Here is a 22,570-nt window from a genome sequence, read left to right as displayed (position 1 = left end):
CCTTGTTTATTTTCTCGTCCTTCGGCTATTCGGAAAGTTTTTGCATGGAGCCACCGCTCACACCGGCTTTCTTCAGCAATTCTTCCGCCTGTCTCCAGTCACCCTTCATGTTATAGGCTACAGCCATGGGGAAAAGGGCACGGCTGTCATTCTTCACCGCCTCCAATACCCGCAACGCACCGTCCGCATCCTTCCCGTACTTCAACAGAGCGTTGGCATAGTTAAGGATTGCCACGATGTCATCCGGGAACTGTTCGTATGCCTTCTTGTACACCGGTAGAGGATTCTCACCTTGGGAAGCATACAGTCCGGCCAGCTGGTACATCTCGTACTGGCTGAGACACTCGGGTTTCATCTCAAAAATTCCAGGAAGTTCCTCCACCGTATAGGGTCTCACGTCAAAACTGAGACTGAAGGTTGTGCGTCGCAGGGACGGGTAGAACTCTTTCAAGAGCACCTGATAGCTTCTGCCGTCATCCAGAGCGCGGATGGCTGTCTCGCGTTCGGTATCACGCCCGTTATGTTCGATGATAAAAAGGATTTCTTCTTTGTTGGCAAGAGTGGAGCTGCTGACCGCCGCCTTAAGGCCCTCCCAGTCCTCCCCGACACCTTCGGTACGATAAACCGATGCTTTTTTCAAGGCGGGGTATTGACTGGAAATATATTCTGAAAGGGTTTGAGTCCGTCGTTGTGCGAGGGATTTGTTGTAGTCGAAACCTCCTTCAGGAGAGGCATAGCCTTTTATATTCACCTCCTTGAGTTCCGTTCCCTGAATGTTCAGGTTCTCCGAAAGGAACCCCTTCAGTCTGTCAAGCTCCTGAGCGTTGCCGGCAAACTGCTTCTGCAGGTCGTGACGTGCCACGGGAAAAGCCACCTTGCAGTCAAAGGAGTCCTTGTAGCACTTGACCAGCACTTTCTCCGGTTCAATGAAGTTGTAGGCATAATCCTTCGATCCAAAAAGTGGAATGCCAGCTTGAAACACAACACCTTCATTCTCACTCACACCACATTCGGCACAGCCATATAACTTTTCATCCACAACAAGATGACCGTCAGCCATCCATCTTTCAAAAGGAAAACTGCTTTTGAACGTCAGAGGTGTTTCTTTCAACTTCTTGACTGAATATACCTCTCCGTAGCCAAACTGGTCACTTTTCAGATTATGCAGGGTCTTGCGGCGTTTAATGACCTTATACCTCTTTTGACCGGAAATACATATAGGCTTCAACTCCACACTTTTTGTACCATCCACTGAAACAAAGCGAGGAGAAATACACATCATTTGCTGGCTTTTCAACTTTTCGACAAGCCCTATTGAGAATTCTATATCCAGCTTATTCCCATCCATACGTCTCTCTACACGGCTTCCGGAATAATCCCAATACAAGCCACCATCTGACGATAAAGTTTCCTGGGCAAAGGTCAACAGGGGAAACACCCCCAAGCAACCAATAATAAAAATCTGCTTCTTGTAATATTGTAACGATTTCATAATATACTTTTTAGTGTAAAAGAATAAAAACTCGGGTACGCAAATCAACTATTTCAACATATAAATAATGGAAATTGCCGCTCTGGTGGGACCGATATAGTCAGCATCCCCCTTTCCCTCCTTTTTCCCGCAGGTCGTGCACTTGTACTTATCATAACGGGTATGCACATAACCTACTCCAAAAGAGGCCTCGATATTGAAACGGTTGGAAATCACCCACTGGTAACCAGCACTCAACCCGCCTCCCCAGAAATAGCCCTCGTAGCGGTGGTCCTTCATTTTTCCATCCCCTTTTTGGAGGACGAAAGGCACGTCAATGCCACCTATGTTCATCTGCCCGCCATGCGCATGCAATCCGAAGAACCAACCGTTGAAAACGTCACACGTCCAGTAACGGAGCTCGGGCTGTACCAGCCAGTGGCTGAGCTTTTTTGTCTTATACCGGGAGGAGGTGGCATCTTTCGTATAAAAAAAGAAATTCATACCCACCTGGGTGTCAAGCGTCCATTTCCTTCCCATTGAGAACTCAAGGGAGAGGTTCGGAGTCTTCAAGGCGTCATACGCCAGATTGTTCTTAATGGCGACCTTTTGCGAAAAGGCCCCTACCGAACAAAGCAAAAATACCAGAAGAAAAATCTGTTTCATCATACTATTATTCATTTATTTTCATTGTTTATTAAAAGAGGACAGACAAGGATTATTTTTACATAACAAGCATTAACGGGAATGCAACTTCCAGGGAAAAAATCTAAAACTTTTCTTATGCGTATGGAGTGAATAGATGCAAACTCTTGACCGCGCCAAAATACTTCTCCCAAATGGAGAACATGTATAAAAAAGTCCTTCCGCCGATCTGGCAAAAGCAGAATAGGCAAAACCGTCCTGTATGTAAAGGTAAATCGAATCCGTATTGCACTATTCCGTATTAAATATTTCATAACTCATTCACATAACATAAACAAATTTTGTGTGATTTTTAATTCTATATTCCCGCTCCTAAAAAATCAGAAATATTTAAATGATCTATCAAAAACAGCATAATCCTCTTCTTTTTAATCACGCTGCAAAATTAAGATCTATGACGCGTCTTATTATTTCCACTTCAGCTCTATTATTTATCATTTCTATATGTGTAGGCTATTTTATTAGTTTTACTAACCTTTGTGGAAGATTCCCCAAATATATTTTGCTGGAACCCCCAAATACATAAGGAATTGCTGCCGTAATGAAGATTCGCATCTATACCTTTCGAGCGCGGGAAAATAGGAGTGAAACGTGATTGATAAAACCCCATGTATCATATCAAATCTCCCCCTAACAACAAAAGATAGCGATTTCCGACCGACCTATTTTCGATTATCTCCTTCCCGGCAAGATAGGAAAGATTCCGAGGGTTTAAAATGGGGGACTTTGCGAGTCGGGATGCATATGGTTATATGCTGTTGGATATTCTGCGCCTTCTTTGCTGCCCTTTTCTTTAAAGAAAAGGTACCGAACCCGCGCAGGAATACACTTCTGCCCCTGCCGAGTGCATCCTTCACGCATTTCATAAAACCCTCGATTACCAGGGCAACAGTCTTACGGTCAATCCCCTGCTCTTCGGAGATCCGGTTTATAATATCAGCCTTAGTCATATTACAGTTTTAATGTTCGTACTATTTCTGTCGTTTAGGAGCAGGGGAAAATCCCCACCACCAAGGAGCAGTCCGTTCTTCAGACATGTCCCTGCCCGATATCGTTAATACCGTTTGAACAAACAGTTATTGTTTCTTTATCAGGTCACGTATTTCTGAAAGTAGCTTTTCCTCATTGCTCGGGGCAGGTGGAGGCAAGGGAGCCTCTTCCTTCTTACGCCTGAGGTTGGAAAGCAGGCGGATAAACAGGAAAATGGCAAAAGCGATAATTACAAAATCCAGCATGGTCTGGATAAAGTTTCCATAGTTTATCGTGACAGCCGCCCGTTCAACCCCGTTGACCACCCGGGCAGGCTCCAACTCCCATCTCAGTTCCGAGAAATTGGTCCCGCCCACCAGCAGTCCTATCGGGGGCATGATGATATCTGCCACCATTGAAGAGATTATTTTCCCGAAGGCACCACCTATGATTATACCCACGGCCATGTCTACCACGTTTCCGCGCATAGCAAACGCCTTGAAATCTTGTAAAAAACTACTTCTTGACATATTTCTATTTTAGTTGTTAATGTATCAAACAAAGAGGAATGACAGGAAAAGCGCGTTCTCCAGTCATCCCCTTTCTATCATCGCTGTTTGTCACTATGAATACACACGATATGCACGAGGACAAGTGTCAACCCGAGGCCAAGTCTGCCAATTTGCCACCTTCCTTCTTTTCCTTCCGAGCAGTACACACCCAGCGTGATCGCTGGGTTTATATGACAGCCGGACACCCCGATCATCTCAAACACATACCTGTTCATAACATTTCAAATTACATGTGGAATTAAATACAGTCAATACATTCAGTTCATGTGACTGCACTTTCCCAGTTATTTCCCGGCAGCATTCAGCGGTTGCGTGATTCCGTTCTCGCGTTGATCGTACAGATACTTACCCGGTTCCAGTCAGGCTCCTCAAACATATTTCCTACTCCCTGACCTTCGGCCACAATCCGTTCTTCTGCAATTCCATACCTGTTCACCAGCATTTTTTTCACGATCTCCGCTCTTTGTCGGGCGATTCGATCGTTAACTTCCACGCTTCCCTCAGGGGAAGCATATCCTTTGATGACCACGCTTGCTTCCTTGTGGTTCTTTAAATAAGTCGCAATACGTTCGACGTTCGGGAGTTGGGAGTTGTCAACGGTTGTCCTGCCCTGACGGAAAGTTATGACGGATTCCAATGTCTTCCTGCTGTTGTCAATGGTATCTTTCACAATTTTCGGCTCTTGATTCCGGCATTTGTCCAGCGCAGTTTTCAGTTCCGTCACTTTCCGGGCTGCTTCCTCCAACGCTTCGGTATTTTTCCCGACTTGTGAATGAAGTTCGTTGATTTTCTCATTCAGGATATCTACCTCCTGCTGGTCGTAGGGTTTCACCTTTGTAAAGTAATGTTTCCCGTTGCTACACCCCAAATGATACTTCAGTCCAACAGATATTTCCCATACGGCCCGTTTAGAATGGAAACGCACGGCTTCAGCCCCCATAGCGTTCATGTCATAGACCAAAGCCGGTTTAAGGGCCAATGTCCATGCCTTGCTCTCTCCCAGATTGAAATTAAAATTCAGTCCCAGTTTTGTTGACATGCTGTTCTGATCGGAACCCATTCTCCGGTTCATGTAATAATGCAACCATCCAATCCCAGCCACAGCTTCGATTTCAAAGGGTCTGGGAACTCCCGTATAGGTTCCAAGGAGATTGTTTAGGTTCACCAGCCCCAACAGACTGACATTGGAACGGTCGAAAGCGGTCCTGCTTTGTGAAGTGTTAAAACTCCCAACTGCCTCCAGGCCGAAACCGAAAACCGGTGTCAATTGTTTATTCAATTCTATCCCCGTAATTGGGCGCAAGTTTCCAAAGAAAGAGTAATGTGTCAACGGGGTTGTCCCTCCCGCACTGATGCCGATGGACCAATTGTCCAGGAACTTGTTACCTTCTACAGCAGTCTGGGCATTTGTATGACACACAACAATACCTGCCAAAAACAAACTCACAAAAATTTTCTTCATAAGGCTTTATGTTTTAATTGTCTTGCAAATATTGGTGTTTTTGCAAAATCCACCATTTCCATTTCAGCTCTTTTTTTTACCATTATGATTTAAGGAACAATCATATTCCTAAAAAAGTATATTTAGTTAGGAATTTTGTCGAATTACACAACGGTTTGGCATTAATAATAAGGCAATGAATTATATAATAAGTTAAAGAAAGTGACTAATCAATAGTGCAATGAAAATCAAAGAACTGTTGTTAAGAATAACAGTACTATTCTTTTATATAGCAGGATTTACCAGTTGCAATAACGATAATCTAAATTTTCGGTTGCCCAAACTCTACAAGTGTTTTTCGATATGAAAAACAGCTACAATGGCACAGTGGATATTGCGTATTATGGTGGTGAAGCTACAGATTCCATTTACAAGGATATTCTGTTGACGTTAATAATTACGCCATTCACACATTAAATCCGCTCCTGCCAGATTACTGACATTAATCCTATTAAGCTATCATTAGAGAAAGACACCATACCCATGCCACACTTACAGGATAAAATATAATTTTTCATAAGCTATTAATCAATAGATCTGTTTTTAACTCTTTCTCTAAGAGCTGTAAAACCTCTCTTAACTCTGTGATTTTACATTTCTTGCCGATTGTTTCAACATTAGTTTGATGTAGTCACACGGGTATACTTTGACTTTTAGAGTTGACAAAGTTTTCTATTATCACCGAGTTTTAAGATACAAATACACACAAAGGATATTTCTGAAGGACCTGAATCATTCTATACTAATAAAATAGCAGATTTTATTTTAATTGTCGCTAATCGACTTGTTATGTAAGCAGGAATTCCCAAAAGGAATATGAAACAGAATATACAAGAAAAAGTGAAAAGACAATCGAAAAATAAAGAATACTCATTGTTGTAACCTCTTTTTAAGTAAGTCCAAAGCACAAAAGAAATCTTATGATAGTGTGAGATTCAGATTACTCGCCGTCTGAGACGGTATAAAAAATATTAGAGCGAATAGATTCTTTAGTTTTTATAATAAAAACACACATAACTATTCTCATTTTGGCTCTATCATTTACCAATCACTTACTACTATCTACTTAAGGTGTTTTCGACTCACTTTTTATCTGCTCTCTCCATTCTTTTGGAGAACATCCCAGGCATCTCTTACAAAATCTAGAGAAATGCGCTAAAGATGAAAAGTTCAGTTCATAGACAATACTTCCGAGTGGTATGTCTGTAACCGAAAGTTTATACTTGATTTCTCGCACTAACTGTTCCTCCATCCATACAGCCGGTGTTTTCCCGAATTCTGCCAAAAACTGTCTCTTGAAAGCGGACAGGGAAATCCCGCAGGTCGATGCCAGTTCTTTCACTGTTTTACACCTTTTGTAATTATTCAGGACCTTGTTTCTAAAGTCCTGAGAGCGACCTATAATCATGTAGAAGAAACCTGCCAATTCCTTCTTAGAATAGTAAAAACGCATACTCCAGAAAAGCTCCTTAATTTTTATCTCATGAAAATGGATACAGTTCGCCCCATCTTTCAGATAACACTCAAGGAGTTCAAGAAATCTGTATAATCGGTCCTTAATCTCAAGAGGTTCCATACGATATTCGATAACATCCCTCAAATGGAACAGTTCTGAAAAGGAGACCTTCTGACAAGGCCAAATACCGCCCTCGAACAGGGCAACCACAACCTCACATTTTTCCAACGAGTAAGTGCTGAACAGACTCTCACGACAAACAAAGACCATTTTCCCCTCTGAAATCGTAAATTGGAATTCGTTACACGAAAGGCGAAGGCTTCCCTTCAGCACAAACAGTATGCAGTCATTCTGTAACTCTTCCTCGTGTTCCAGCCCCTCATCAAATATATAGTACTGGAACCCCTCTTGCACACATCTCGCATAATTGTAACAAGACTTGTGTTCGTTCAAATAAAAAAGTTTCATAGTTTATTCTCTTCTTATTGGAGCTCAATATTATTTCTCTAATTATCAGACATTTATACAACAAATACCTATTTCATTGTCTAATTAGTATTACAACCCACAATATAAGTACAAAAAATATACATTAAAAAAATCAGTGAGAAGCACCCGTCAATCACTGAACTGATTGACGGACGTCCTCTTAACTAAAAATAAAAAAATTATCTTGTCAGATTCGGATTCTTTTGAGAATCAGTATCGGGATATGGAAGGTACATCAGGCCGTCATTCCACACTTTATTCGGATATTCCACTGCTTCTTTCACCTTAACGCCATTACCGACTTCTACGTACTCGTTGGCCACTCTTTCCTCAAAAGTGTCCTTCAGCTTATTCATACGGAACTGATCTGCACGACGTGTGACGAGAGCCACCCAGTAACCTGCCACCTCCCAGCCATGTTCCTTATAAGCTGCTTCGGCAAGTTCATAAGCAGAAAGTCCATTCAGTGCTCCCAGTCCGGCACGCCCACGGACATCATTCAGACACTTAAATGCCAACTCATCTGTCTGACCCGTCCTGGCCTTGGCTTCCGCATACCACAACAAAACCTCCGAATAACGAATGATTCTATGCCGATGATCATTGCACATGTTCTGACTGGCCGGCTTTGTATAGTCATACGGGGCATCAGTATTCACCTTTAACGCAGGATCCCAGTTTACGGAGAATATACTGAACATTGGGTGGTGTTCCGGAACGACGGGGGTACCATCCTCCTTTAACTCCCACCAGTCAACCAAGGTTCCGTCTTTCAGACGAATCTTGGGATCATAGGTCGCATCTTTTCTCGGACCGTCAGGAAACTCCTTCCAGAAACGAATTTCCCCCCAAGCGTCTCCCCAGCCACCCAGCGATTCAAACTGGTTACAGGAGGTGAGTTCCGAATCCTGAGTCCAATCCACGAATGGAGAATAGTTTATACCGAGTACTGTTTCCAAGTTATAATTATTGCTCATGGCATACACATCTTTGTAATCCTTATCGAGCTTGTACTCATATTCACCTTTGTTCACCCCGTCAATGACCTCCTTTGCCTTTTCAGCAGCCTTTGCATAGTATTCCGTTTTATTCATGGGCCAACCGGCCATAGCCATATATACTGCTGCCAAAGTTGACTTTACAGCTTGTCGGGTTACATACACGTTTACACCATTCATAAAGCGAGGAGCTGCACTATACACTGTAGGCAATATGGCCTCGGCTTCGGTCAGGTCCTGTATAATTTGTCCATATACTTCTTCCACTGGTGTTAGGGGCTTGGTATAATCGTCATTAACATTGTCCAGATTCATCGGCAATGCTCCCCAAAGACGTACAAGAGTAAAATAAGCATATGCCCTCCAATACTTCGCTTGTCCCAAAGCAATATTTATTTCATCCTGCGTGGTAGGTGTTTTCGATGCCCCTTGTATAATTAAATTAGCAGCCTTTACAATAGCGTAGTGCATGTTCCATGCATCTTTCACTCCCTTATTATTATTTACTGCTGCAAATTTATCCATTTCAGCGGCCGGCTGCTTGTTACTCCCCGGGTTAGTTGTTATATCATCCCCCTGCCACTGAGGTAATTGCATATTTGCATATATCTGAGAAGCATTAACCTTCTGATAAAGGGCATATACACTCATGTTCAACTCATCCTGTGTTGAAAAAAAATTTTTAGGAGTCAGTGTACCTCTGGGTTTCTCTGTTAAAAAATCACTACATGATAATAATAACAATGATAAGGTAAGCATGCTGCCTACAATTATTCTAATATTCATAAAGTATCTCATTTTTAGATTTAAAAATTCATCCGGAGACCGAAAGTGAATGTTCTCGGGGACGGATAGGCACCCATATCAATACCTGCATCCACATCAACACTATTGTTTGAGAATGTGGTACCGGCAGGATCCATTCCTTTATACCCAGTTATCGTAAATAGATTTTGACAACTAAAAGTAAGCCGCAAATCAGCAAAGCCCGTTGCCTTCTTGGGGAAGGTATATGAAAGGCTTATATTTTCCAGACGTAGAAAATCTGCGTTCTCCAACCATTTGGTTGAGACAGGCTGCAAATTATTGCCACCTGCGGTCAGACTCGGATAAATTGCTGACAAACCTACCTTGTCAAACCCCTTCAAATAAGCATCTGCCAAGGTCACGAAGCGGGAGTTTCCTTCAGCAGACGCCATTGTGTATCTTACAAGATTCAAACGTTTGGCTCCGAAAGAACTGTTAAAAAACAAGTTCAGATCCCAATTTTTGTAAGACAAAGAATTATTCCATCCCAAAGTAAAATCAGGAGTAGCCTTACCGATAGCTTTGCGGTCTCCACCATCTATCGTCTTATTGTCATCTACATCCTTGTAAGTATCATGTCCTTTTTCATCCAAACCGGTCCATTCATAACCCCAGAAAGTGCCAATAGCCTCACCCGGCTTGATGATAGTAGCATAATCGACCATACCGGAAGCCGGACTGGATCCGTTAATAAAATCATTCTCACCGCCGGAAAGACGTTCTACACGGTTCTTCAAATAAGTGCCATTCAAGGTGGAGGACCATTGGAATTGATCATTCTGTATGATTCGGGCGGTCACGCTCAAATCAATACCACGATTACTGATCTCACCGTCATTCACCCAGAAAGAGTTACCGCCGACATATCCGGGGATACTTCTTTTGAGTAACGCATCAGTAGTGCGCTTGTAGAAATAGTCCACACTGAAATTCAATCTTCTGTCAAACAAAGAAAACTCCACCCCTAGGTCGAACTGTTTGGTCTTCTCCCACGTAAGGTCCGGAGTCGCTATGTCATTTGCCCAATAACCGGTAAAATTACTGGTTGTCCCGAAATTGTATGCAGTAGCACTCATAAGCCCCATAGTCGCATAAGGACTGATGGCTTGACTACCCACAATACCATAGCTTGCGCGAAGTTTAATATCCTGAACCGTAGAAACGTTCTTCATAAAATCCTCATTGCTCAACGTCCAAGCTGCGGCAATAGAAGGGAAGCACCCCCATTTCTTCTTGGCGAAGCGAGAGGAGCCGTCGGCACGGAATGTACCAGTCAACATATACCGATCTCTGTAATTATATATGACGCGGACGACTCCAGACATCAGCGCCCATTGGTTGTAACCGTTGTTTGCATCACGAGAGGAAGCCATACTCACATTCCACCAGCCCACACCTTCGGTCAGCAGGTTATTACCCGTTATACCAATAGTCCTGGTTTCGGACGAGGTCACTTCATATACGGCCGTAGCTGTTAAATGGTGGTCGTTCCAGGAACCTGTATATGTCAGATTGTTAGAGCTTTGCAACATCAGGCGGTAAATATCATTATTACCCATTCCACTCTTGGTACCTACCCTTTTAGAACTGAAACTATAGTTTTTCTCGTCATAATAGTCCACTCCATTGGTTGTTGTGAATGTTAACCCTTTCATTACATCGAAACGTAAATCCACACGTCCGTTGAAAACGTTGGTCATTGTTTCTCCCGATTGTAACTTTAGGATACCAACCGGGTTGGAAGCTATGGAATTATAAGTATCGGTATTATAGTTCCCATTTTCGGCCATCATTGCCATTGTCGGCGAATAATTCAAAGCAATCCATATCGGATTGTCCTTGCTTGATGCAAAAGAACCACCATGACGAATACCATGGGAAGCATTGACATCGGCCGTAATATGCAACCTGTCTGCAAGTTGTGAGGAGATGTTTACCTTAGCCTGATAACGTTCGTTCTTCGACTCAATGACCACACCTTCCTGACTCATATAATTGGCAGAAATATAATATTGGGTCTTCTCACTACCATTGGATACAGCCAATTTATAATTTTGGGTAATCCCGGTCCGAAATACCTCATCCTGCCAGTCGATACCGGCTGAACCATTCTTATAGGATTGCATTTCCTCATCCGAAAAATCGATACCCTTGACCTCCTTCAATGCCAGAGCATAATCGTAAGATCCCAAAATGTCATATTTCTTATAAACATTGGAAATGCCCACTGATGCATCAAACATAATTTCTCGCACACCAGCCTTACCACTTTTAGTGGTGATCAGAACAACCCCGTTCGAACCTCTGGAACCATATATGGCCGTAGATGAAGCATCCTTAAGAACCTGCATGGAACGGATATCCTCAGGATTGATACCATCCAAACCACTTTCCCGGACAATTCCATCGACCACATACAAAGGATCATTGCTTTTACTGATAGAGTTCGCACCGCGGACACGAATCTTCACACTTCCGCCAGGGACACCACTGTTCTCTACATGAACACCACTGACACGCCCCTGAAGAGCATCTGCAACCTGAGTTATCGGCTGATCTTTAAAATTCTTATTATCCAGTACGGCAACGGAACCTGCCATATCCGCTTTTCTTACCACACCATAGCCAATTACAACCACTTCATCCAATATTTCAGTATCTTCCTTCAGAACAACATTCAAAGATCCCCCTGTCCAAGAAATCTCCTTAGCCTGATAACCTACATAAGAAATAACAATGGTATCCCCCTTTTTTACATTCTTCAAGGAAAAATCACCATCGAGCCCCGTAATAACACCGTTAGTTGTTCCTTTAGCCAACACGGATGCTCCGATAATACTTTCACCATTGGAATCCTTGACAACCCCATGGCAGATATCATTCTGTTGTACAATTTGTCCCCCCGAAGAAGAGGGATCAGGGAACGCATAAACCTGCATCCCACACAAAAGCGAAAGCGACAGAATTGCCCCCGCTGTTTTTTGAAGTGCATTCATAAGTTAATTAATTAAAAAAACGCTCTTAGGCATTACAAAATTTCAATACATAAATTACATTCTCCTATATTATATCTCCTTGGTTGACACATTAAAACTCTCAATAAGGAAATTTACATCCGTTGCATACTCCTTCTCCATACGGTTAACTTCTTTGTCATTAATCGAAGCCATTACTTTTATATGAAGTCGTTTACCCGCCTCCGAGATACTGTGAGGGAAGCATCACAAGTTATGAAAAAGACCTTTCCATTTATACAGCAAAATATGGCTGTCGCCTTTATTTAAGCAGAGTAAGAATCACCGATATCATCGTACAACATGACGGAGGTACTCTTGTCAGCACACCGATACTTACACCGAATGAATCAGTGTCACTGGCTACTGTTTGACTGTTCTGGTTATGAGCTATCGGACAACTATTGGCAGCGGTCAGTTTATGAACTTTATTATTTTCGTGCATTATAATTCTAATATTTATTATTTCTACAAATATCCAACAATCACACAAGATAAAGCTTATCAATTCAGACCTCATGCTTATCAATACGCACATCTATGAAAAGTAATTACAAACAACTTCCTTATTTAATCAATACCACAAATGAGTAACTTTTGCACATTGTAAGTAGCCCATTTCTTGATACAGACCACAGATATATCTTTTCGTATGTTTCAGAAATCCCGTGTTATCCCTCCTTATTTCCATACCAGGTATCTTCCGCAGCTACCACGGATAACCGCTCAACTCCCACTCGGCACAGACATAAGATACGGAACGAAGAATGCCCCTCCTCCCTTCCTCTCCAGCGATCCTTATATATTCCACCAGATTCTTATCTCCGGAAAATCCTATTTTCCAGGTTCAATCTCGTGGAGATTCCAAAAGATATAAGCCACCACGATATTAAACCCCATTCCTTTCATCATCTGCAAACGGTGGCGCCAATATTGGTGTGGAATATGGGTGTAATGACACATGTTATTTCCACTGACCAGCTTTAATATCGCCTTGCGACAAGTGATATTTATTGATTGGTCGTATCGGACTGTTTGTTATTGTTCAACGACACAACACGTACCCAATCGACCCACATCTCTCCCGGCAAATCTTCATCGTGAATTTCTCCCGGCCATGTCACCCTACCGTTCAAATCGCCTCCCAACGAGAAGTTCAGAATTATATTGAAAGTGTACTCACAAAACGGATACTGTAATTTCTCCTTATCCAAATATTGGTTCTCATATCTCCAGGTCTCTTTGCCGTCGACATAGAATATAAGTTCCTTTTCAGTCCGCTCCACTGCATATATATGATCCTCAGTCACATCAAAATTTTTGTCAGGATTCTTGTTGGTTACCCCCGCAGAACCGCTTTCTCCATTTATATAATAAGTATGTACCGTCTGATAGATCTGCATGGGAGTGCCTTGAACCCATTCCATAAGATCTATTTCTCCCCCTCTGGGCCATTCCGGTGCTCCTATGGGCATTTGCCAGATTGCGGGAAATCCACCACGAACCAACCCTGTTAATCTAGCCTTAACCTCTAAACGGGTATCACAGGGAAAACCTATTTTGGAAAACACCCCACCATTTTTATAAATCCCATTATCTTTACAGGCTCTCAACTTCAAATAACCATTTTCCACTCTTACATTTTCATACCCATCCACGGCCTTGAAATGCTGTGACCAGGCATTGTGGGCGTACGTGCAGAGTTTCCATACCGCCGTATCAGGTACGACGGAACTCCCGTCAAAACCGTCTACAAATAAGACATTGTCCAATGTACTCGATCCGACTTTTACTTTTTCTCCAGCACATACATGGGTAGCAATTCCACCCGCAATAAATAGCAAATAATATAAGATTCGTCTCATATAATTATATTTTGAAAAGATTATAAACTCTATTTTTTCTATAAAGCATGTCACTTGTTATTTTTCTCATCAGACTTTCGCAGCAGGACATCACCGTCATCCCAGTTCGAAGGCCATCCACCAAGGAGCACAGAAGAAAAAAACAAATAAAATTATTTTTCATACTTTTTTAAGTTCATATTTAAAACGTCCATCAACAAGAGACATCCAAATATCCACCCCCAAAACATCACAAAGAGTAAATAAAATCATATATATTAATTTAGGATTATTTATGGATGCAAAGGAAATGTGCATAAATCCAAAAACAGTCAGAAATCATTTAAAAAAACTCCTATAACATCCAAAAACATAAAAAACGCTTCAATACAGAAGCGACAAAAATCTAACACTAATTCCATCCCCTACATATTGCTTTTGAAGAGATATTTTGTAGATATCAAGGACTCTCTGCTTAAGCTTACCGCTAATTAACACAGTATCACCAAACAACATCAATGAGATATCTGGACTAACCAACACCAGAAATAGGCAATAAAACACTCCTATTTCCCAAACCATACTATACGCCAACAACCAATTAGTAAAACAGCATTATTCTACAGTCTACAAAAAACAATCAGGTTTACGATTCTTTAATAACGCTCTCTAATGATATCCTCAAAAAATATCATAGTTAATACCACCTACACGTTTTAAATTATCCTTAAATAAGATGCTGATACATCAAGAATGCTGAAAGCGGCCGAGCCGTCGTCATCAGCATAACGCACGCCCATTCCTTTTATTTATGAGTCATATTCCCAGTAAAACAGCATGTAGTGTATAAAGAAAACTATGCCATCAACTTTAACAGCAGAATCTTGGCTGAAACTTTATCCAACATAAAAGAAACATACGTCTTCTTTTGCAAACTAATCCCCAATAGTTGATTCCTATAAATATTAGGTACAGAGAGAGAAAAATCATGTAGAAAGAATTATGCATTATCCAATACCATATTTTTTACTTAGTATAAAGAATTAATGAACATTTCTTATTCAAATGCTGTTTATAAACAAAAAACGAACTTAAAATATCACAAAAAGTAAAAATGTACAGAACATTTACCCTATTTATAATATTGACATTTATCAATACATTCTCAATTTTAGGTCATGACATAAACTACCAGTTTACGTCTATTTCCATTGCGGAAGGATTATCTCAGTCCACCGTTCAATCCATACTGTTAGATAAAAAAGGGAAATTATGGATAGGAACCAAAAATGGTTTGAACTTTTATACTGGACAAAATTTAAAAGTATTCAAAAAACTCTCCAACGACAGATATTCTTTACCCAATAATGACATTATACATCTAACCCAGGATTCTCTTAATAATATATGGATATCCACCAGACAAGGTATGGTGACATATGATGAAAAACACGGAATTTTCATTCCCATTAACCAGAATATAATTTACTCCTCTTTATGTGTAAAAGGGGGAATACTTTTTGGAAGCGAGAATCGAATATACAAATATGACTATCAAAAGCGCTCTTTCAAATCTGTTTGTATCAACCCACAGGGGGATACAGACAATGATACTACAAAATATAGAGTACAGAGAATTATAGCCTTTTCTGAAAAGGAGGTACTAATTGCCACCAGAAGAGATGGGATATACATATTAAACCACCAGACTATGCAGCTACGACATTTTTTCTCTTGCTCAAACAATATTTTGCAAGGGGCATGTCTGTCTTCAAACGGATGTATATATTTATCCTTCTGGGGAGAAGGACTATTTTGTTATGAAAGAACAGGAAAACTTATAAAACAGTATACAAGCGAAAACTCTGGATTAACAAACAATTATGTATTGGATATAATAGAAAAAAAAGGATATCTATGGTTAGCCACTGATGGTGGGGGAATCAATCGTTTAAAACTGTCGAATGAAAAATTCTCGAATTTTTACCATATTGCTGGAGATGAAAATTCACTCCCTGTAAACTCTATTACTATATTATACGAGGATGACAATGGATCTTTATGGGCTGGAAGTGTTAGAGGAGGAGTTTTCAACATCAAAGAAAGTTATATACGTACCTATAAGGACTCCCCCTTAGGATATATTAACGGATTGAGCGAGAAATCAGTGACGAGTTTTTACGAAGAGCCTAATGGAAAACTGTGGATTGGTACGGACGGGGGTGGAATAAACCTGTATGATCCTCAGTCAGGAAGTTTCAAGCATTTCCCGTCTACTTATGGAGATAAGGTGGTTTCTATAGCCCCAGTATCAGAAAAAGAACTAATGGTATCTGTTTACACAAAGGGAATTTTTTTATTCGAAAAGCATACGGGGCTTTATCGACCGTTTTTGATAAAAAACGACAGTATTAATTTCAGGCAGTGCTTTTACGGATATATTCCACGCGCCCATCGGGTGACAAACGATAAAATATATATACTAAGCAAGGATATATGGGTATATGATATAAATAATAAAAAATTCTCTCCGATCAAAACTGATAAGAATTATCAACTGCCAACCTCAGTCATGGCATATTCTGATGAAAGGATATCTCTGACAATGAGTGGGAACAAAGTATTCCAGATTACTAACAAAAATGACAGTATCAAACTTCTTTTCCAAATAGACAAAAAAGAAGTCATCACTGCAGTTGATTATGACGGGAAAAATAAAATATGGGTGGGAACAACAGCAGGAATGGGATATTACAACATAAAAGAAAGAAAATATTTTAAAATTGGGTCACAGCTATTCAGTGACATTACTGCGCTCCACTATGACCTATCTTCAGAGAGGATATGGATTTGTGCACAAAACCATCTGTTTTCCTATTGTATAAAAGAAAACAAGTTTATTCAATGGAACAGAAGCGACGGATTCCATCCCAATGAAATAATATTTACTTATCAACAACGGACTGAAAAAAATAATCGATATCTTTATTTCGGCGGCATAGAAGGATTGGTCCGAATTAACACAAATACCCCGAACCCTAATGAGCCATACCCTGAAATAGAGCTATATAGTATAGAACTAAACGGACAGCCACAAACATCCGAGATAGATATCCAAAATATAAAGATTCCATGGAAATATAATACACTGGTACTACGTATATATATTAAAAACAAAGATATTTTCCAGCGCGTTCCATTCCGATACATCATAAACGGAGATGTTTATAAGAGTATTGAATCATATAATCCGATGCTGGAGCTGTCCAATTTGGCTCCAGGTAAATATCACATTGAAGTAGCATGTATGACAAAAGATGGAAACTATACCACCCCCATCCATCTCACAGATATCCATGTCACCCCACCATGGTATAAAACGAACTGGTTTGTTGTATTATGTTGCATTTGCATCGCAGGGGGAGTCATTGCAGGAATGTTTATTTTTAATACAAGAAAAGAAATTAGAATACAAAAAAGATTAAAAGAATACAGGCAATATCTTAATGAAAAGAAGATAGATTTCCTTATCCACATAAACCATGAATTACGTACTCCTTTGACATTAATTTATTCCCCGCTAAAACGCCTAATAGAAAAAAGTAGGTCACAAGACCTGCCTCAATATCTGATACCACAATTACAATCGATATTCAATCAAGCGCAACATATGAGGGAAATAGTGGACATGGTGCTGGACTGGAATAGCCTAGAAGCAAGCTATAGTAAATTGAAAATACAAAGAAATAAATTAAATGAATGGCTAACCGACATTATCAAATATTTTGCTGATGAAGCAAAAGAAAAAGGAATATATATAAAATTGCAACTAGACCCCAATATAGAGGAGGTATGGTTTGACAGACAAAAGTGCCATACTGTACTATCAAACTTGCTAATGAATGCACTGAAATTCAGCATGGCTGATAGTTGTATAACAGTATGCACACAAAGATTTGAAGACAAGTTCAGAATATCAGTTATAGATGAAGGAACCGGTATACAAGATTCGGATATGGCAAATCTTTTCACACGATTTTATAAAGGCAATCACAAGGAAAAAGGGAGTGGATTCGGATTATATTATGCCAAAATAATCATGGAAATGCATGGAGGAAATATTGGGGCACATAATAACATCAACAAAGGAGCTACATTCTATTTAGAGTTGCCGTTTCTTAATACAAATGAAAAAGAAGAATCCACAAGGCTACAACTACAAGAATCTCCCCTTACTGACATAATACAAGATTCACATTTCGATTGCACCGAAAAGACTATACTTATCGTAGAGGATGAAAAGGAATTAAGGGAATACCTAATAGAATCTTTAACAGAGTTTTTTAAGAAAGTTTATGCAGCAGACAACGCTATCTCAGCGTTAGAAATATGCAGAGAGAAACAGCCATCTGTCATTGTCAGTGACGTTATGATGCCCCAAATGAACGGTTTTGAATTATGCCGTCAAATAAAAAATGACATCCAGATAAGCCATATCCCCGTAATACTCTTAACAGCACGTTATGACCATACAGGAATAACAACTGGATATAAATCTGGAGCTGATGCTTACATTCCCAAACCGTTTGATATAGACTCTCTAAAGGCCGTCATTGGAAACATCTTTCAAAATAGAGAAAAAATACACAGTCAATACATTACTACGAACCAGACAATTTCCCTCCAGACTTCAACAAATAGTAAAGCCGATGAGGATTTTATGAAAAAGATAAATGCAATTATACATGAACATTTATCTGAAGAGGAGTTTTCCGTCCAAACATTAGCAGACGCCATGACAATAAGTCGATCTTCATTATACAGCAAGATAAAGATTATAACAGGATTAGGTGTAAATGACTATATAAATAGATTACGAATTGAAGAAGCAATATCATTGCTTATTAATACAAATTTAAATATAAATGAAATTGCCAGTGAAGTAGGCTTCACTTACCCCCGATATTTTAGTTCAACATTCAAACAAATGAAAGGAGTGACTCCGAAACAATTTAGAGAAGAAAATCGTATAAAATAAGTAAAACTATATAAACTACAATATACGAACAATTGGCACATAAAATTTTAAATAAAAACATATACTCTTTTTTTTGAAGAATAAAGAGTATATGTTACTTAATACATTATACATTAATTAGAGATATCCCCCAATAACTACAGAAAAGCTAACTAACTCGTAATAAATCAGTTGGCTTTTTTGTGTCTTTAGATATTCCCCCGCAAATATGGTTTAACTGCTAAAATGAGAGAAATACACCCTGTTAGGGGGGGGGACAGTTCCCCCATTATTCCAAACCAACATGCTCCCATCTGATTGATAAGTGAAACTATGTTACCGCCGTACCAAGTATACTTGCACGAACCGGCAATTTCACAAAATTATCCAACAGGACATACGAAATGCTATCTACCAATTCCTCCACTGAGATAGAATCCTCTCTATCTAAAACACTTGTCATCTCAACAATCGGACAATCAGATGGCATCTAAACTAATAAATCTATTTTCTCTGAATAGAGAGAAGAGCAACCCATCAGATACGCCAATATACCCCAATACAAAACTAATCGAACTTTATCCATACCTATTTATATTTAAGCAGAAATATGAATAAAAAATCGGCTTCATTTATACTACCTATTTAATGAATAAAAAGTTGAATACAAGTACCCTAACTTCTCAATAATAATTCTTCTATTTTAAAGTTGCAATCATCAAAATCGGATTGCTATCCTCAGTCACACTTTCCAGAACTCGGATTAGCTCCTTTTTCTTGGATTCATCTATTACAGTAGTTGATTTTATTTGGTCGATATCAATCCAGTTTTCATCACCACCGGGTTCTAATATATCTATCCAGTATTTACCGGAAGAACGGCTGTCAACAGTAAAATCACCTCCACCTAAATCATTATCTAACACAAAATCACGTTTCATTTGGCGCAAAGGAAAGCTGAACCAGGGCACATCACGCTCGGTTATTGCGCTTTGTCGTTTCTGCAATCTGACGCTTCCATCTTCTTTATTATAGCAATAGGTATATACCTCCTCTCCTTTACTACCCACCAAATAAATGAAATCTTTAGTCGGATAGTAGGACTTGATCGAAAAATAATCGAAAGCCTTTCTATCTTTAAACCATAAATGAGTAACCTCATAGTCTCCTTTCTCTTCTCTTGTACAAATTACATATTGAGGCAAGAGGTCATTCGTCGCATCGTCATAGTAATAAATTGTATCAGTATCTGGATATTTAAGGGTAAGTTGATTATTGTAAGTGTCTATACTGGTTTGATATTCCATCCAAAGATTAATCATTCTACCTTTATCGACACAGTTAGCTATAATTTGCTCTTCTCTACCCATATGTGCTGGATTCTTAAATAATTTTTTTTCTTGAAAAGCCGTGTCCAAAAAAGCAAAAGACCACAATGAATCTTTATCTATTAATTTATATAAAGCTATATTCTGAGCAGCAAAGAAATTTCCATTATATAAGATATATTGACTATATACAGATGAGAATAGATTATTGATTGTCTGCTGATCAACTATTTTCTTTTTAAACTCTCCCTTGAAATTATATACCAAAATACCATTGTTATTAGAAATAATATAGACCTCCTTTTTATATTCATCAACGAGAAAGGTTGAAAAATTGACATATTCTCCTGGAGCTTGCCCTATACTGCCAATTCTATTCAAAAATTTCCCCGTTTGGGAAAAACGATAAATATAAAATTTATTAAAATCATGAATCCATATATCATGTTCTGTCGCTTGTATTCGTCTTATTTCACCTAACATAGATTGATCTGTCATTTCCAAAGGAACGATTTCCAATTTCTCCGCCACCTCACTCAAAAGAAGTGAAGGTACAGTCGATACATCCTCAGAAAGATTAATGACAGGTATTCCTGACTTGGAGATAGGCTCTTGCTTCTTATTGGAACTGCATCCCAATAATACAAATACACCGATCAATAATAAGAACATGTGTTTCATAGCCACAATCGAATTAAGATTTATTGTTTGTGCATAAGGATCCCACTTGCCCCATATTAGAAACGAGTATCTCCCTGCATGATACTTTCACGGCTACAATATACTACATTTTCGTAGTATATAAAACTTTTTGGTATTTTTCTTCTATATATTCTTCTAAAGACTAAACTTGGATCGTGTCACTTTTTGCCATAAGGGTCCTTTTGAGTATAGCCACTTTACGAGTGCTAATCCTATAGATTTTATTATTATCCATCTTTACATGATATACTCCATCCAGACATACAAGATCCATAACATGTTCTATATTTACTATTATTCCCCTATTTATCAGAAGAAAATTTGCAGGCAATTTTTCCAGAACATCATGCAAACTTATTAAAAACAGAATACTACCTCTTCCTTCTATTTGTATCATACAATAAGGCTTGCCATATTCCACGGCGATCAAATCCTGATACAAACAATCCCCATACGATTTCTTATATGAAAACGTTATCTTACCTTCTCCAAACTTGATTTTATCCATGACTAACAGTTTTAAATTATATAACTCAAAAGAGGCCTCCCTCCTTGGTTCAAAGTTAAATCATGGTAAACAAATTCGCAAGTTATAGACCCGGACAATTTTTTAAGGGTTAGACGCCTATATATAAGCAAAATACACATACAACAATCTAAAACGACCGGACAATCACAGATCTTTTATAGGGGTTAATTTCCTTTTTTCAGCCTGATATCAGCTTTTATTCACCAAAATCCCGCCACAAATGAGTCCTGAAATTCGCATTCGACTTGCTCTCCAAACAGACAATATCCAATTTCTTTATGTCTGATTCTCAAATTCAATAATTAATTAGTTTATTGCTCTGATAGGGCCACTACAGGATTGTCTTCAGTTTACCTATTAAGAGAACATTATTATCATTTCATGCAAATTATCTTTCAGTTTGGTCAACCCGCTTCGCTTTTATCGGGCAAAGAAATATATTGTCCTGAAGGACACCCTCCAATAAATCCTTTAATTCAAGAGGTTCATAAAGCCTAAATATTTACTAGAACCTTTTTCCTACGCCACCTATACTACATATAAAGAATGTCAGAATAATATAAATATCAGACGAATCATTTACAAGGAAGCAAACCTATTTTATTCGTTTCATAAACCATTATTAATAAGAACATTTACATTACAAACGGTATCTTTACCTAAGCCCGCATACCCGGGCTCATCAGCCTACATGCCCGGGCTCATCAGCCCGCATACCCGGGCCCATTAGCCCCCACACCCGGACTCAGATAAAGAAACAACCATTTCCACTAAAGATAGCAAGGAATACAAAATGCTTTTAAAGACTTAAACAGTTAAAAAACAAACATTATCTATTTATATATCAAGTCATTAAAACGAATATCCCTCCTAAAAAAGAGGGTGGAAGATGGAAGATAGAGGTGGAAGATAAATGGCCTTAAAACGGTATCTTCCACCCTATTAAACTACAGATAATCAATCGGTAATCTCAAAAAAGGTGGAAGATGGAAGATCGAAATGCACTTTTCGTATGAGAGGAGAAGATGGAAAGCCTTAATACAGGGCGGACGCTCAATAAGTATAACATCTTATCATTTTCTATATTTTTTCAATACCAATGACTTTATCTCTTATTTTCTCATCCCATCCACATGCTTTCCTCTTTCCTGCCATTCCCAGTTTGATG

Annotated in this window: 13 protein-coding genes and 1 pseudogene; 1 reads left to right on the top strand and 13 read right to left on the bottom strand. The window is 39.3% G+C overall.

Features of this window, described 5'->3' with window-relative positions:
• Positions 1-25 precede the first annotated feature (25 nt).
• The 11 genes and pseudogenes from ISX59_RS18365 to ISX59_RS18310 form a co-directional block, all read right to left on the bottom strand.
• Positions 26-1,492: a DUF3868 domain-containing protein gene (locus ISX59_RS18365; RefSeq protein ID WP_022011233.1), complete on the bottom strand. Its 1,467-nt coding sequence runs from the start codon at positions 1,490-1,492 to the stop codon at positions 26-28.
• A 48-nt stretch (positions 1,493-1,540) separates the two neighbouring features.
• Positions 1,541-2,137: a DUF3575 domain-containing protein gene (locus ISX59_RS18360; protein WP_032530970.1), complete on the bottom strand. Its 597-nt coding sequence runs from the start codon at positions 2,135-2,137 to the stop codon at positions 1,541-1,543.
• 701 nt (positions 2,138-2,838) lie between these two features.
• Complete coding sequence (locus ISX59_RS18355; protein WP_005781872.1) at positions 2,839-3,126, bottom strand: HU family DNA-binding protein; 288 nt, start codon at positions 3,124-3,126, stop codon at positions 2,839-2,841.
• A 126-nt stretch (positions 3,127-3,252) separates the two neighbouring features.
• Positions 3,253-3,675, bottom strand: coding sequence for a large-conductance mechanosensitive channel protein MscL (gene mscL, locus ISX59_RS18350; RefSeq protein WP_005781870.1), 423 nt, complete (start codon positions 3,673-3,675; stop codon positions 3,253-3,255).
• A 343-nt stretch (positions 3,676-4,018) separates the two neighbouring features.
• Positions 4,019-5,179 (bottom strand): OmpA family protein, encoded by a 1,161-nt coding sequence (locus ISX59_RS18340; RefSeq protein ID WP_005781867.1) that lies wholly within the window; start codon positions 5,177-5,179, stop codon positions 4,019-4,021.
• Positions 5,180-6,284: 1,105 nt separating this feature from the next.
• Entirely contained in the window at positions 6,285-7,142 is an 858-nt protein-coding gene (locus tag ISX59_RS18335; protein WP_032530930.1) for an AraC family transcriptional regulator, read from the bottom strand.
• Positions 7,143-7,342: 200 nt separating this feature from the next.
• On the bottom strand, positions 7,343-8,947 hold the full coding sequence (locus ISX59_RS18330) for a RagB/SusD family nutrient uptake outer membrane protein (protein ID WP_032539141.1): 1,605 nt from the start codon (positions 8,945-8,947) through the stop codon (positions 7,343-7,345).
• Positions 8,948-8,967: 20 nt separating this feature from the next.
• Complete coding sequence (locus ISX59_RS18325; RefSeq protein ID WP_032539140.1) at positions 8,968-11,964, bottom strand: TonB-dependent receptor; 2,997 nt, start codon at positions 11,962-11,964, stop codon at positions 8,968-8,970.
• 280 nt (positions 11,965-12,244) lie between these two features.
• Positions 12,245-12,427 (bottom strand): hypothetical protein, encoded by a 183-nt coding sequence (locus ISX59_RS18320; RefSeq protein ID WP_005781856.1) that lies wholly within the window; start codon positions 12,425-12,427, stop codon positions 12,245-12,247.
• Between the two features lie 150 nt (positions 12,428-12,577).
• A pseudogene (locus tag ISX59_RS18315) lies at positions 12,578-12,996 on the bottom strand (beta-galactosidase); the annotation flags it as partial.
• On the bottom strand, positions 12,993-13,847 hold the full coding sequence (locus tag ISX59_RS18310; RefSeq protein WP_022011226.1) for a glycoside hydrolase family 16 protein: 855 nt from the start codon (positions 13,845-13,847) through the stop codon (positions 12,993-12,995). The gene ISX59_RS18310 and the pseudogene ISX59_RS18315, both read right to left, overlap by 4 nt.
• Before the next feature lie 1,093 nt (positions 13,848-14,940).
• On the opposite strand from ISX59_RS18310, the gene ISX59_RS18305 reads away from it, so the two are divergent.
• On the top strand, positions 14,941-18,864 hold the full coding sequence (locus ISX59_RS18305) for a two-component regulator propeller domain-containing protein (protein ID WP_220576136.1): 3,924 nt from the start codon (positions 14,941-14,943) through the stop codon (positions 18,862-18,864).
• A 677-nt stretch (positions 18,865-19,541) separates the two neighbouring features.
• On the opposite strand, the gene ISX59_RS18300 is transcribed toward ISX59_RS18305, so the two are convergent.
• Together ISX59_RS18300 and ISX59_RS18295 are read right to left on the bottom strand one after the other, a co-directional pair.
• On the bottom strand, positions 19,542-20,852 hold the full coding sequence (locus ISX59_RS18300; protein WP_022011223.1) for a 6-bladed beta-propeller: 1,311 nt from the start codon (positions 20,850-20,852) through the stop codon (positions 19,542-19,544).
• 163 nt (positions 20,853-21,015) lie between these two features.
• Positions 21,016-21,381 (bottom strand): LytTR family DNA-binding domain-containing protein, encoded by a 366-nt coding sequence (locus ISX59_RS18295; protein ID WP_032539139.1) that lies wholly within the window; start codon positions 21,379-21,381, stop codon positions 21,016-21,018.
• Between the last annotated feature and the right edge of the window lie 1,189 nt (positions 21,382-22,570).

This window comes from Bacteroides sp. FSHCM14E1 (assembly GCF_019633785.1).
GTDB lineage: Bacteria > Bacteroidota > Bacteroidia > Bacteroidales > Bacteroidaceae > Bacteroides > Bacteroides hominis.
The sequence above is the reverse complement of the archived record's forward strand: the minus strand, read 5'-3'. Positions and strand labels throughout refer to the sequence as shown.